The organism is Bacillus sp. FS02, assembly GCF_024398395.1.
GTDB lineage: Bacteria > Bacillota > Bacilli > Bacillales > Bacillaceae > Bacillus > Bacillus altitudinis.
Window position 1 is genome coordinate 3,113,227 of record NZ_CP074101.1, and the last position, 14,665, is coordinate 3,127,891.

Annotated in this window: 10 protein-coding genes, 1 tRNA gene and 1 pseudogene; 8 read left to right on the plus strand and 4 right to left on the minus strand. The window is 35.6% G+C overall.

Annotated elements, in window-relative coordinates:
* The first annotated feature begins 9 nt into the window (after positions 1-9).
* From KFQ09_RS15905 to KFQ09_RS15915, 3 genes are all read left to right on the plus strand, one after another.
* Positions 10-534, plus strand: coding sequence for a YfcE family phosphodiesterase (locus tag KFQ09_RS15905; RefSeq protein ID WP_008345914.1), 525 nt, complete (start codon positions 10-12; stop codon positions 532-534).
* Positions 535-654: 120 nt separating this feature from the next.
* Positions 655-728 (plus strand) — tRNA-Arg (locus tag KFQ09_RS15910).
* Between the two features lie 128 nt (positions 729-856).
* Positions 857-1,870 carry a tyrosine-type recombinase/integrase gene (locus KFQ09_RS15915; RefSeq protein ID WP_087978451.1) on the plus strand — a complete coding sequence of 338 codons (1,014 nt, stop codon included), beginning with the start codon at positions 857-859 and terminating at the stop codon, positions 1,868-1,870.
* 198 nt (positions 1,871-2,068) lie between these two features.
* On the opposite strand, the gene KFQ09_RS15920 is transcribed toward KFQ09_RS15915, so the two are convergent.
* On the minus strand, positions 2,069-3,214 hold the full coding sequence (locus KFQ09_RS15920; RefSeq protein WP_255835818.1) for a DUF3800 domain-containing protein: 1,146 nt from the start codon (positions 3,212-3,214) through the stop codon (positions 2,069-2,071).
* An 824-nt stretch (positions 3,215-4,038) separates the two neighbouring features.
* On the opposite strand from KFQ09_RS15920, the gene KFQ09_RS15925 reads away from it, so the two are divergent.
* Together KFQ09_RS15925 and KFQ09_RS15930 are read left to right on the plus strand one after the other, a co-directional pair.
* Complete coding sequence (locus KFQ09_RS15925) at positions 4,039-5,379, plus strand: helix-turn-helix domain-containing protein (protein WP_087978453.1); 1,341 nt, start codon at positions 4,039-4,041, stop codon at positions 5,377-5,379.
* A 163-nt stretch (positions 5,380-5,542) separates the two neighbouring features.
* On the plus strand, positions 5,543-7,138 hold the full coding sequence (locus tag KFQ09_RS15930; protein ID WP_048003344.1) for an RNA-directed DNA polymerase: 1,596 nt from the start codon (positions 5,543-5,545) through the stop codon (positions 7,136-7,138).
* 363 nt (positions 7,139-7,501) lie between these two features.
* Here the strand turns inward: KFQ09_RS15930 and KFQ09_RS15935 are convergent, their stop codons facing one another.
* A complete protein-coding gene (locus KFQ09_RS15935) occupies positions 7,502-8,929 on the minus strand; it encodes an ApeA N-terminal domain 1-containing protein (RefSeq protein WP_048003345.1) in 1,428 nt (475 codons plus the stop codon).
* A gap of 329 nt (positions 8,930-9,258) precedes the next feature.
* Positions 9,259-10,800, minus strand: a complete 1,542-nt coding sequence (locus tag KFQ09_RS15940) for an HNH endonuclease (RefSeq protein ID WP_053070151.1) — start codon at positions 10,798-10,800, stop codon at positions 9,259-9,261.
* 878 nt (positions 10,801-11,678) lie between these two features.
* Between KFQ09_RS15940 and KFQ09_RS15945 the strand changes: the two are divergent.
* A pseudogene (locus KFQ09_RS15945) lies at positions 11,679-12,280 on the plus strand (recombinase family protein).
* A gap of 271 nt (positions 12,281-12,551) precedes the next feature.
* Here KFQ09_RS15945 and KFQ09_RS15950 read toward each other — a convergent pair.
* A complete protein-coding gene (locus KFQ09_RS15950; protein ID WP_087978454.1) occupies positions 12,552-12,740 on the minus strand; it encodes a hypothetical protein in 189 nt (62 codons plus the stop codon).
* Between the two features lie 280 nt (positions 12,741-13,020).
* Here KFQ09_RS15950 and KFQ09_RS15955 point away from each other — a divergent pair, with 280 nt between their 5' ends.
* Together KFQ09_RS15955 and KFQ09_RS15960 are read left to right on the plus strand one after the other, a co-directional pair.
* The gene (locus tag KFQ09_RS15955) at positions 13,021-13,551 is read left to right on the plus strand and encodes a site-specific integrase (protein WP_182489266.1); all 531 of its coding nucleotides are present in this window, start codon (positions 13,021-13,023) and stop codon (positions 13,549-13,551) included.
* A 117-nt stretch (positions 13,552-13,668) separates the two neighbouring features.
* On the plus strand, positions 13,669-14,583 hold the full coding sequence (locus KFQ09_RS15960; protein ID WP_182489268.1) for a DUF2971 domain-containing protein: 915 nt from the start codon (positions 13,669-13,671) through the stop codon (positions 14,581-14,583).
* Positions 14,584-14,665: the final 82 nt, after the last annotated feature.

Consider the following 14,665-nt stretch of genomic DNA (forward strand, 5'->3'; position numbering starts at 1 on the left):
AATGAAGCCATGAAGATACTCATCATTAGTGACAGTCATGGACTCACAGACGAACTTCAAACCATTGCCAAACGGCATGCGGCTGAAGTGGACATGATGATTCACTGCGGAGATTCAGAACTCGAAACGAACCACCCAGCACTCGAAGGATACAAAGTCGTCAAAGGAAATTGTGACTTTATGGGCGATTTTGAAGAAGAGCTCCTGCTCCCACTCGACGGAGGCGGAAAACTATTTCTCACTCACGGACATCTGCATGGCATCAAACAATCCTTGCTCCAAGTCTACTACCGTGCAGAAGAGCTAGGCGCAGACATTATCTGCTTTGGCCACTCGCACATCCCAGGCAGTGAACTGCTAAGAGGAAAACTCCTCATTAACCCAGGCAGCGTGCACCTGCCAAGAGTGCGCAAAGAGCGCAGCTATGCTATACTGACACTAGATGGAAGCGAAGCAAACGTACAGTTTTTCACGGACGAAGGTCACGTCATACAAGACCTCGAAAACACTGTCACATTGGAAGGTATTTCATAAGGGTGCAGCATTTGCCCCTTATGAAAAAACTTTCGAAAAACCGTTGACTTTAAAGAACAATAGTAATATAATAAATCTTGTCGCTGAGGTAATTCGCCAAAGCACACTACATAACAACATGTCCCAGTAGCTCAGCAGGATAGAGCAACGGCCTTCTAAGCCGTCGGTCGGGAGTTCGAATCTCTCCTGGGACGTAAGAAAATCGGGTAAGAAAACCCGTGAAATCAACCTCTTATATCGTTTAGTGAAACGGTCAGTATAACGGTCATGTAAGAAATTACACCGTATATCGACTTACTAACGATATAGGAGGTTTTTTTGTATGACCAAAAGAAAAGGTTTATTTGATGTAAAAGTTGATGTGAGAAGTTTATTGGAAGATTTTCCTGTTTCTACTTTAACCCATTCAAGATCTAAACCAATAATGGAATGTTCTGGGCATCATAGTGATACAATTTTGATTTCAAAGGCTCTAGATGTTATTACGAGGCAAATGAAGGTAAGTGGCAATAGAAGCCGTACCATAAGCGATTATGTTCTGCATGTAGAGCATTTTCAAAGTGTAACTAATGTAAAATATGTTGGAAATATTACAGCTAACAGCATTTATCAATGGTTGGATAGTATGGAGGTAAGCAATCAAACCAAATTAACACGTCTTAAATGCCTAAAAGCTTTTCTCTCCAGGTGTTTTGACAATCGATGGATTGAGATGAAGTTTTGGAAGACCATAAACATTAAGGTAGACCAAAAGGTTAAAGAAGGTGCTACAGAGCATGATGTTAATGTTCTGCTCTCTTTATTAGACCTAAGCAATTTCGTCCAGCTAAGGGACGCTACAGCCGTCCTAGTAATGTTTAAAACAGGTATCCGAATAAATACATTGGTTCAGCTTGAGGAACGACATATCGACTTTGATAACAAAGTGTTGAATTTAGAAGGCAGCGTCATGAAAAATCACCAACAAATTAAATTGCCTTTTGATGAACTGCTAAAAAAGTTGTTACAAGTACTAATAAAGCAAAATGCAGTCATTAGAAGAGGGTATGGCAAGAGCAACAGCCTGTTGTTTATTACTAAGTACGGTGATATTATCTCAACATCTCCAACGCATAACAACATTCAGAAGCGGCTAAACAAATATGCTAGTATGTACGGATTGAAAAACATTAACCCTCATGCACTAAGAAGGGGGTTTGCTAAGTCTCTGTTAGACAAAGGAGCAAATGTTGCTGTAATCTCCAAAGCGCTGGGACATAGTGATATATCGGTCACAACTAAGTATTTGCATTTCGATGTTGATGAAGTAGCAAATAATTTACGCACTTATCTATAAGCAGTTCTCCAATTTAAAGGTGAGACAGAACAAGGAGAGAACCACTCTGAATTTTGAGTGATTCTCTCCCTCTATTTGTTGTTTTGTAATAAAACTCTCCATAAATGTGACAGGCAAAACATAAAATATAAAATTCTTATTTTGCATACATTTCAAAAAAGCTACTTGCTCACCTTATAAGACTTCAAAAGAGGTGAATTAAGATTCAGAACTTTTTAGTAAAGAACGACTTTTTCTAATGTCTTCAATATACTCTACATTAGCGCTCCCTCTTTGTATATCTGTTGAAGAAAGAGGAATTCTTGCGATTGTTTGCATTGTCTCAAAGACATCAGAGATTAGCTGTCCTCTGCTGAATTGAGTGATATCACCATTTAAAATTATAGCGTTAGTCAAATTTTTGCATTCTCCAAATATTTCTTTATCGGGTTTGTCAATTCTTTGTTTCATCAGCCAAAGGGCGATATCAACAAGCTGTAGTCCGTTAGATGAGTCGGATGTTTGAAAGATAATTTCATCTTCTAAAAACGTCTCTACTTCATTAATATCTGTCATCCATGCAAATTGATCAACTGAAGGGGAGAATCGTCTGAAATAACTAAAGGCTTCCTCTAAATATCTAGCGAATTGGTTTTGTTCATCATGGATAAAAGTCTTAATTTGCGCATTAGTTGCTTTATAGATGCTGTGCATACTGTTTAGGATTTGAGTAAATGCCATAATATTGGGAGAATCTAAATTGCTTTTTTTATCCTCAAGAAACTTTTCGGGATTATTCTTAGCCCAACTGATAGCATCTAAAAGTAGTTCCTTTAATCTCCAATCAGTTGTTTTCATTTCAATATTCCACAGTACATTAGATAGAATTTCTTTAAATACTTTGATATCACCTGAACCATAGATAGTCCAAAACTTTTTGCTGTTTTCTGGACTTATGTGTTTAGACAATTCCAAAGCCATTGTAAGCCTTAGTGAACGCTGTCCATAATGCATGGGGGAAACAGCGTTATTTACTCCGCTGTCCAGGATGGTATCTACAAATTTCATTGGTGCTACATGCCCCTTTTCTATGCGTGTGAAAATAAAGCGAATCTTAGAAGACATAATAAATTCTGTAATGGTTTTTGCAACTTCTTCGATCTTTCCAAAACCAAGAGCGTTAGCGTGGAGTTCTTCAACCCCTAGCTTTTCTTTACAGAAATTAACTAATTCCTTTGCTTCTATATCTAGATTATTAGGAGATATGATAGTACCTGTCCAAAAAAAGGGTTGCCCTTTATCAAATAAGTTTAATCCTGAATTCCCTGACTCATCTGTATATGCATATAAGCTTTGTCCTGTCATTTATCTTCACCTTTCCATCTTTGTCTTTCTCTACGAATCTATGTTACGGATAAAAGAAGAAAAAACTAGGGGCATAGAATAATAAACCAATGTTGTATTATTATATCAATGATTGTGAAAAAATACCATTAGTAGAGTTAAGTGTAGGAAGTAAGACTTCAACCAGCGCCCTAATCCACACCAACATAGTGTAAGAATGTTCGATCCGAGACGCATATACTTTTCTGCTACTCCATGAATACAGTTTACCCTCACCAATATTTTCAAGGTGTATCCAATGCACCACGGAATTCCTCATTAAGTCTATATGTATATTCCCCAATAAAACAATGCGTTTCCTCGAAGCCAATTCTATTAAGTATAAAAAAATCATCTTTTTCCGAAAAAAGTTCTTGACATGGAGTTTTAAATTTAATCATGAGAAACGTAAGCTTTTTTATGACGGTTCAAGATCTAATTTCTCGATTTCTCGATTTGTATAATGAAATTAGAGCTGATTCCAATTAATAATCGAAGTTATTCAATGTATATTGTATGAAAGATGAGTAGAGAAATTAGCAAATTTGTTCCTGACTGTAGGGAAAAGATCAGCAAAAATAGAACAAAATATTCCTAAGGCTGAGGAATGAAAGGTGAAAAATTCGCTCACTACTTGCCTACTAATAACAGAGAAACAATAAATAAGACAGAAACAAATAATAAGAAGAGGCGCTTCGCTTTTTGGTCGCTTCGCTTTCTTGCTGTTCTGGTTGCTTGGATTTTCTATGATTAACGATTTGGAGTGACGCTACTATTTAAATTCACGAAAAGAGGAAAAATACTTTATGTTTGAACAAGATAACCAAGGAACGTTTGTAAAATTTGACAAAGAAGCATATAAAAGAGATTCGATGGATTTATATCTTTATGGAGTTATAAAAACTTTTGAGAATAAGGCAGGGTTTATTTCAATATCAGTAAAGCAACTGATGGAATATACGAACTTAGGAAGGTCACTAGTATGTAAGATTGAACAATCATTAACTAACTTAATAGAACAACAACTTATTACAGTGTATGATGCAATTGATTTTAAAAACTATGTTGAGATTAATAAAGTCAAATCTTCTGATATGCTTTACATTAGAGTGAATGAAACCGAATCAGTTAAAGATCAGTTTATCCAAGTTTTCACGGATGAAATATTGAGGTTTATGAGTATAAAGATGAAGGGTACGAAAGCTGCTATGTTCAAACAGTTCCTATATATTATGAAATTTGTTAATCAGGGTAACGGGTATAGAAAGATAAGTTTTCCAAACATAGCAACAATTTCTGAAGAGACGGGTGTTTCAGACAGATCTGTAAAAAACTATACAAAGACTTTGGAAGAACAAGGCTTCCTGTACAGTAACATATTGATTATGGAAAAAGAGAAAGTTAAGAAGATCTATAGTAGACCACAGCATTCTCAGGATGTTGATGACGCTATTGCTGAGTGTATATCAAATAACACAAAAAAGATAAGTATTAAAAAGGGCAATACTCAAAGTGTTAAAACGAATACAGTTCAAGATGTTAAAAAATTTAAAGCTACAATGAAAAAGCCTGAGCTGCTTCTTGAGTTAGATAGACAAATAAGAGATACCTTCGAAAAGTATGATGGTGAATTTAATGACCAAGTATTATCTAATCTTCAAAAATATCAGGAAAAACATGGAGTTCAAGTGATAGTTAAATCTCTTCATATTGTGATGGATAGAAAAATAGGATTAAAAAATCCAACTGGCTTTATGTTAAAACGGTTAGCAGATGGTGATGTTATTAAAGAAGCTGAATATCGTATTAAACGCTCTAAGGAGCTGTCAGAGCGGTTGGATAGGGGTGATAGTGTAGTTTCACCAGTTGACTATAAAGAGGCTTGGAGGGAAAAGAAGAAGAAAGAGAAGCAAGAAGGAAGAGAAGTATACAATCAAAGGGACGAAAGAAAATTTCAAACCGAATTGGTTAAAGAACAGAAAGCAAAGCCTAAAGAGCAGCGACAGAATCAAGTTGAAATTTCCCCATATAGGACAATTTGGCAAATTGAGGGCTTTAAAAGCCGAGATGAATATGATAAGGCAAAAAAGAAAGCAGAAGAAGAAGAGAATATGAGAATGTTATTGGCTAGTGTGAAAACAAGCTAATAATCGAAGGGTATGTTAGTCATACTCTTTTTACTTTGTACAGTAATACTTAATGAAACTCGTCTTTTATTTTGTCTACAAAAGTATATTGATTAAAAATTAAAGAGGATATTATACTTACTTTGTCGAAATTTATACTATTACTTTTTTGGGTGGAGATAATTTGTTAAAGCTAAGTACAGAGTCATTAGACTGGGCATTGAAACATATAGAGAATTATGGTGATACCGATATATTCCCACTTCCTTTTGAATATGAAGCCATTAGGCATTTATGGGATATTAGGACAAGAGAATTACCTAACGGTACAACTCTTAAAGAGTACTTAAGAAATCAAGATATATTACAGTGGAAAGTAAGGGACTATAGAAGGAGTCTTACACCAAAACATCAATATGGTTTTCGGCAATCGACCCAGTTAGACCCATTGGATACTTTGGTGTATCTAGCTTTAGTTTACGAGATTGGACATGATATTGAATCAAAGAGAATTCCTGTAGATAGGAACGTAAGTTTTTCTTATAGATTTAACCCAGATGATGAAGGAAAAATGTTTGATTCTGAAATTCATTATGGAAGTTTCTTGAATTATTGCGAGGAGAAAGTTGATGAGTTAATAGGTGATGAAAACATTAAATATGTTGTAGTAGCAGATATAGCAGATTTTTTTCCTAGGTTATACTTGCACCCATTGGAAAATGCTTTAAGTTCTTGTACTACTAAAACTAATCACGCCATTGCAATTAAACGTTTATTAAACAATTGGAATTATAGCATTTCTTACGGAATACCTGTTGGGCAGGACTCATCAAGATTATTAGCCGAACTTACACTTAATGATATAGATGAAGGATTACTAAGTGAGGGGGTTGATTTTTGTAGATATGTTGATGATTTTAGAATATTTTGCTCTAGTGAAAAAGAGGCTTATCAACAGTTAGCACTTTTAGCGGAAATGTTGTTTGAAAATCATGGTTTAACTTTACAACAGCACAAGACTAGAATAGTGCCTGTAGATGAATTCAGAAGTGAATACTTAAAATCTAGAGAGTCAGTAGAAATTGACAGATTATCTGATAAGTTTCTAGAAATACTTCAAGTGATGGGGATAGAAAACCCCTACGGAGATATCGACTACAGTATACTGCCAGAAAATATGCAAGAAGAAATCGATAGTTTAAACCTATTGGCGATTCTTCAAGAACAAATTGACTCGGAAAGTGCCGATTCCAAAATAGTTGGCTTTGTTTTGAGAAGGATGGCTCAATTGCAAAATACAGAAGCGTTAGATTTAGTTCTAGAGAATATTGATAAATTATATACTTCCTTTAAGCATATCTTTGTTTATCTAAATGAATTAGACTTAAATGAGTCGCAAAAGGAGTCAGTAAGTGAAAAGCTAATTAGCATACTTGATGATTCAATTGTTGGTCATTTAGAGTATCATAGAATGTGGTTATTTCAAACTTTTAGCAATGGGCAAGGTTGGAATATTGATAAATTGGCAACATTTTACAATGAATATTTTGATGACACTTCAAGAAGGAAAATAATACTGGCGCTTGGTCGAGCAAATCAACAATCGTGGTTTAAGACAAGGAAGAGAAGTATAATGCAATTGCCTAATTGGCAAAGGAGGGCATTTTTAGCTGCTGCTAAGTGTCTACCTGGAGATGAAGCAAGTCATTGGTATCGCTCAATTTTACCTAGATTGGATGTTTTAGAAGTAGCTGTTGTAAAGTGGGCTATGAGTAGGTAATCTATTAGATGATTACAATTGCATGATTAAAATAGTTAATAATGTGAAAATGAGCCACCGATTTATTGGTGGCTTTTACTTTTGAGATAGCTAATGAGTCGGTGGAATGATACAAAACTAAACATTCCTAAAATGTGTCTGAGGAGTGGTCTAAATGGTATTGGGTGGATTTTTGGAGTGCGGGGTGTGAATTCAAGATAGATTATACTAATAAAACTGTGATTTTATGAAGAATAAACAATCCCCTTATCCCCAAAGCAAAAGGATACTAGTTCTAACAAGAAGTTTGCTATGATTGTGATTCAATATTCTAATCAAGACAAAGAGCCTGCGTTGACCCAAACGTAGACTCTTTGTCATATATTAGTTCTGCAGTTCCTGTTTGGCATTCTCTAGCCATTGGACCACCCAGTCGTTCTGAAGAATAACAGATCGGAGGATATCATCGCCAATGCCGAGACGTTTGCATAAATGATAAAAGAGGACTGTGTGCATACGCTTGTTGGCAAAATATAACTCCCACTCTTTAAAATAGTACTCTGGTACGTCACCGATGTGAGTATAATAATCTCTTGTATTGGTTATGTCCCCTGCAAATGCTTTTAATTTCTTTGTGTCCTCAAACATTACATTTTGCAGATCCAAATCAAGCTTAAGTAGTGTTTCCCTGACTCTTCGCTGAAAGCCAAAGTGATGTGCATATTTTAGAGTGCTAATAAGTTTCTGTTTTAAGTTTTGATCCGTGTTTTTAGGAATTGCCTCAATCATCTGCTGTTTAATCGGCTCGTACGTTTCATCTGTTATAAACTTTCCTGCATCGCCAGAGGTGTCCCTGTGAAAGCTCTCTATCGATTTGGCGTAGTCTAAAAATTCGTTTTCCCAGTCCGATCCTACATTATACAAATTACGAAGGAAAATTCTTCGGGATGATTTCATCTCCTCGTCCAAGAACCAGTTAGAGAGTACATCAGCAATGTTATCTTTAATCAGGTGGTAAGTGATATAACGATCGGTGGCACGAATTTTCTTTTCCTGGAATTCACGCATAGGAAGAATAAAAATTTCAATTTTTTCCCTTAATCCTCTTTTGCCATTGATTAGATCTCCCTTTGCAGTAATGCGTTTCGGATAAACAGGGCGGTTCATCAACAGGGTCAACATGTTCTGTAGTTCACCTGTAATTTCTAAGTACCAATCTAATCCCCGTCCCTCATTAGGCATGATATCCAGTGAACTTGTATGTTCGTATGTCTTTTTTTTATACTTCTCACTGCTAGTGTTGAAATGATAACCTGCCTTGATGGTTGCACCAATGGAGTCTACCATGGCTTCAAATACAGGAGGAAAGGTGTAGGTCATATCAGCCTTAGTAAGTATCCCTTCTTTCTCCATATAATCTTCTGAAAATGGATGATGTCCCATCCATTCTTCCAGATAAGAATAATTAATGGAGGCAGAGTGAAACAGCATTTCCTTCTTATTGGTAAAGTGTTTTCCAATCAGCAACTGGTTAAAGGTTAGCTGGGTGGACGTAATTCCAGACATTTTCATTTTTGTCTGAAAACCGTTATGAAGCGTGATATTTCCTTCCTCAGTCTGCCCAAGGATAAAATCAAATTTATCTGTTTTCTCTTCAAAGGGGAAACCCTTAGTTAATGTGCCAAACAACTTCAAATCTATCCCGTCCAAGCCAAAGTTTAAAATCCCAGCTATTACATGTTCAGGATTAGAGGGCAACCACCAATAGCCTCTTATTTCAAATTGATCGTAGATGCTTAATTTTTTTGCCATGATAATTCCTCCCCAGCCTTTTTTATTTCTTCTTAGCTTGCTCGATAGACTTGATTATCCTACTGGTTGTAAATCGAAGTGAATGAACATAGGGCTACCATCCTTTCACAACTGAAAAATCTTTCAAACAGCAGTAATGTCCAACATGCATACACAACTGTGATTTCAACACCTCGATAGGTTATCTTTAACAATTCAACAGACCGAATAACGAATCTTTCTTCAACTAACCTTTCCGTTATTCGGATAAGGAAATATAATACCTATGTACATATCTTAAAATCATGAAAGAGCGAGTATACGTCTACTTCGTACCAATATGTTGTATTTCAAAAGTTAATGCTCCCATAGATTGACTTGATTGTCTTTTCTTGCAACCTTCTATTTATCTTTTCTTTCATAGAATTAAAGATAATATCATGGTGATATTGGACACACTTCTCAGACAGTAAATGATTTACCATAACCAATTTTGCTAGGTGAAGAGAGTTATTCTCATCCACATGCAAGATAGTCACTCTGTCCCTTGGGTCTATCGTAATAATTCCCATGTCCATTAACGTGTGATGGTTCGGACAAAGTACAATCATATTAACCTCTCTATCCACTCCCTTATGTTTAGACAGAGGTTGAATATGATTCACCTCGGAATATCCGACGCCATTTATGTCCACTAGTGCTTCCCCACAGATTTGACAGCAATTCCTATATCGCCTCTTTAAATCCCTTACCCTCTTCGTATCCCGCTTTCTTCTTTTTAAAAACTCAATGATTAGAATATCTTCATCAGTTTCAGTGTCGTCATCCGATGAAGATTTGGGAAAAAAATCACTTTGTTCCTCGCTTTCCGTATCTTGGTCGGCATTGAAGTCACTAGGAGAATCCGAGTCGAATGGATTGAACCCTATGGACTCTTTTAGTTCCTGATACTTAACGTACTGGTAGAAGGACTCTCGCACAAATGTCCGCTCCCACCCAAAAGTTCGAATGATAGATTCTAATGCCTTACCATCCGTTTGTATCAGTTGATGAAGTATCGTATTTATATATAGGTGAGTAGGATATAAGTGTGGATCGATATCCACTTTAAAAGAGATGTACCTTAGCATATAAGTCATAAGGGCAATGATTTTGGAGGGCTTATCTACTACACCATTCGACTTTACACCCGCTATGTCAGGCTCAACTTCTAACTCCCTGCCATTCCAATACTTCTCAAAGAATAGTTGAGTTGTAGCTTCAGATGATGAATTAGCATGCTTCATTCGTAGGTCATAGTATCCCTTAATAAATTTCGCCAGTTCCCCTGTCAGCACTATCCACGGAACGCTCTCGGTCTCATAAACATTCTTCACTCGAATGGTATCACCATTCACTTGAATGTCCCCAAGGGTCATGTCTATAATGTCCTGTGTATTGTAGCCCGCTCCCAACCCCACTGCCATGCATGCCATAATGGTTCGGCTAGCGGTTTCGTTATGTAGATGCACGTAGAAATCCTCATTAAACAGTTGATAGAAGTCAAATCCCTTCGGAAGGTAGTTGGCTTTTGGTTTCCTACTGTTTCCTTCTAAGTTCATATCCTTTGGTACTTCGAGCGGAAACACCTTTCTTTCGCTTATCGGCAAACTTAAGACTTTTCCTTGAACAAATGTATAGAACTTTTTCAAGGTAAAATAATATCCACTTAGATTTCTATCCAGTGTTTCAAAAAAACCTACAAGATTACTTTCACTTATGGCTTCCTGTGCATCTGTATTCCCTCCAACAAAGGCTATAAATCGGTTGATTTTAGGTCTATCTTGTCCCCATGTCCTGTTCTTTTCATCGGTGTTCTCTCTAAACAATTCAACTGCTTCTTGTATCTCCAACTCACTCTCACTCTCCTATGTGTGACCCTTTCTATTAAGCGTATAGTCTATTCTTCATATTAACATATTATTCCACTCTGTGCCTGAAACATATTGGTTTTCATATTGAAGTAACTGCCCCGTTATTCCATAATAAAAAGCCGCCGAAAAATGGCAGCTGTAACTGAAGTAAAATCGCTCGTTAGTTGAACAAGAACCTTTAGTTTTTATGACATCGTAGCATCCAACTATCAATTTAAAAGAAGAAAACAAAATAACCCAACAATGTGCCTGCGCTACGTCTTAGCGACATAGGTAATTTGTAATTTCATTTTCCACCTAACCCGCCCCATTAGCTTAAGTACATTCTTCCACAATAGATCTAACTTACAACAACACGCTAAACGCTACCATGATGTATATTCTTACATACAGCCCGATGACGCTCATTAATACTAGTGGTGACGTTTAAAAGCGTCTTAGAACTGAATCTGAGGGCATAATATAAGACTCTAGTGGATAAACGAAACCAACCTCATCCACAAACAAGCACTCGGTAAATATTCGACACGACATAAATAATTGATGGATTTTAGTACGGTAAATTGATGAGTCAACCAATGATTTACTAATACGTTTCGATAACTTCCTCGATAAGAGGTGTCTTAACCCATTGAGTGTACTTTAAGGAGAGATAGCTGTTCTTGTCAGTTGTATCCGATAAGCTACACGTATCAAAAGGTACACTTTCTGCAACGCATTTTGTGAAACGGTCGAATAAGGGTTCTAATAGTCTCATATGGTATAAAATCCAATTATGATACGTATCATAATTATCATTACCCTTTTGATACATACTCAGTAAGATAAGGGTATCAGATAATAAGGTGGAGTATATCATAGATAATAAAGAATTCGGATATGTGCGAGTAAGCAGTAAAGACCAAAATGAGGCACGACAACTTGAAAGTATGTATGCTCTTGGAATTGATGAGCGAGATATTCACATTGATAAGCAAAGCGGTAAGGACTTCAACAGACCTCAATACCAAGCTTTAAAGATGCGTTTGCGTAAAGGAGATACATTATACATTCATTCCTTAGATAGACTTGGTCGTAACAAAGATATGATTCTAAACGAGTGGAAAGATATAACACAAAACATCAAAGCACATATTGTTGTAATTGATATGCCATTATTAGATACACGTAAATACAATGACAAAATCGGTTCTTTTGTAGCTGATTTAGTATTACAAGTTTTATCATGGGTTGCTGAAGAAGAAAGAACTAAGATTAAGATTCGCCAAGCTGAAGGTATAGCTTCAGAAAAGCACAGGGTAAACACCTTGGTAGACCCAAAACTTCTATTACATCTGAATTTGAAGAGGCTTATAAGCAATGGAAAGCTGGAAGTATCACGGCAGTTGAAGCAATGAAAAAATCGAATATGACTAAGGCTACATTTTACCGTATGGTTAAAGAATATGAAGCAAGTTAAAGTGACTTACTAACTAAGGACTCTCTTTTTATTTGATTTGGATATTAAAGGCATGATGATAAATATATCAAAAAAGATTAAAACATTGTGTGTGCAACCAGCTATGCCCCCCTACATTATCACATTTTCATGGGGGTGTTGGGCGGGGAATGAGGGAGGCTAGTGCATCTCCACATCCAAAATTCATATACTTCATTATCTTAATGAAATATCGATTTTATTTATTATCAAAACCAGCCTTATCTGATTTATGATTTTGTTGGACAAATAATCAATCTCTATCCCATTCTTTGTTACAGTCAGGACATTTCCATTTAATAATCCGATCATCTTTGATACTACTGATACCAATTTTTCGTGTGAAATGGGCATAACCATATACTTTCTGCGATTCTTTAGGAATAGGTTCTCCTTGCAAATCAGCATTGCAATATGGACAACATTCTTTGTTATCTCTCATGAAACCACTCCTTTAAATAAATACCTTTACCTTTTCAATAGGGTTGTTTTCTACCATATGAATGCTTGAATTATAAAGTGTAAGCAAATATAATAGGAATTAAGTCAATCGGTCTAAGTTCGAAAAGTGACCGTTATACATGAACGTGAACGAATAGCGATATATAAAGTAGCTCAGCAGGATAGAGCAACGGCCTTCTAAGCCGTCGGTCGGGAGTTCGAATCTCTCCTGGGACGTACTTATTTAAAACCGTTAAAAATCCAGAAACATTGATAAAACAATGTTTCTGGATTTTTTGTTTTTTCCTAGTTCTCGTTTTAAATATCTTGGAGAGCGGAACAAAAGGAACTTACTACTTTTTGTGGCCGGAATCAATTTAGGCTTGAGAATATCTGATCTTCTTCAATTACGTGTTAAAGATGTTAAGAAACAATATGTGTCTTTAAGGGAGAAGAAGACAGGCAAAGAAAAAAGAATCAAGATAAACAAGACACTTCGGAAAGCACTAGATCAATATATTAAAGATCGTGATGATCAAGAGTATATATTTAGAAGCAGAGAGGGGCTAAACAAGCCTATCAGCCGCAGCAGTGCATACAATATATTGAGAGAGGCAGCGGAGTATGTTGGCCTCGATAGCATAGGGACACATACACTAAGGAAAACGTTTGGTTACTGGCATTATAAGAAATTCAAGGATGTGGCCTTGTTACAAGAGATGTTTAACCACTCAAGCCCAGATATTACATTGAGATATATCGGGATTACACAAGATACAATGGACAAAACTATGGACAACTTTGGATTATAAATATATTTTTAAAATTTGTTAATAACGATACACAAAGCCAATATTAAATGGGTTTTTATTGATTTAGTTTCTAAAACAGTTATTATTATAGATAAAACTTAATTTGGAGTGACATTTTTGACAAAAAAAAACATTGACCAATCGGAATCACTAAATAATTACTTTGAGAAATTTATCGCCCCTCTCTTTGATAAACACAATCATGATAAAATATATCATTATACAAATATTGATGGATTTGAAGGGATATTCACTGGTGGTAAAAAGGATGGGCATGGGGTTTTTTGGGCTTCTCATACTGATTTTTTAAATGATAAAACAGAATTGATATATACCTTAAACTTAAGTGAAGAGATTTTTAAGACTGTGTGTACAGAAAAAGGTTTAAGCGAAGAACAAGTAAACGTATACACAGATATTTTCGAAAAAGAACTTATAAGAGTTTTTCATGGCATAAATAAATTCGATTATTACACTCTTTCATTTAGCATAAATCGAGATTCTAATTTATTGTGGTCAAATTATTCAAATAATGATGGTTACAATATCGAATTTGATGTAAACGCATTAACTAAACAATTTGAATGTTATTGTAATTATGTTATTTACGAAAGAGAGCACCAGGAAAGTTTATTGAAGAGACTATTATCAGATATATTAGGGCTATTACTTCATACAGGTACTCCAGGTGAAATAAGAGCTGAGGATAAAGAGGATGTTATTAGTGCTTTAGAAACTTTAGCATGGTTTTCTATTTTCTTTAAAGATAGATGTTTTTCTCAAGAAGAAGAGTTTAGAATTGCATTTCGTTTACCTAAGAACGACAAAGGGTATCAATGCAGAAAATCAAATGGATCTTTTATTCCTTATATAGAAAGAGAGTTTAATAAACAAATAGTTACTGGTGTCACAATTGGACCTAAGAACAATATGGATATCACTCAGGAAGGGCTTCATAAATTCCTTAAACTAAATGAAATTGAGATTCCGCTTGATAAAATTAAAAAATCAGGAATACCCTACAGGTATTAAAACAATATACGCTTAGGCTCACTTAAACTTTAATAAAGTGAGTCTTTTTTTGCAATTTGTAACAATTAACCATAATGAGAAA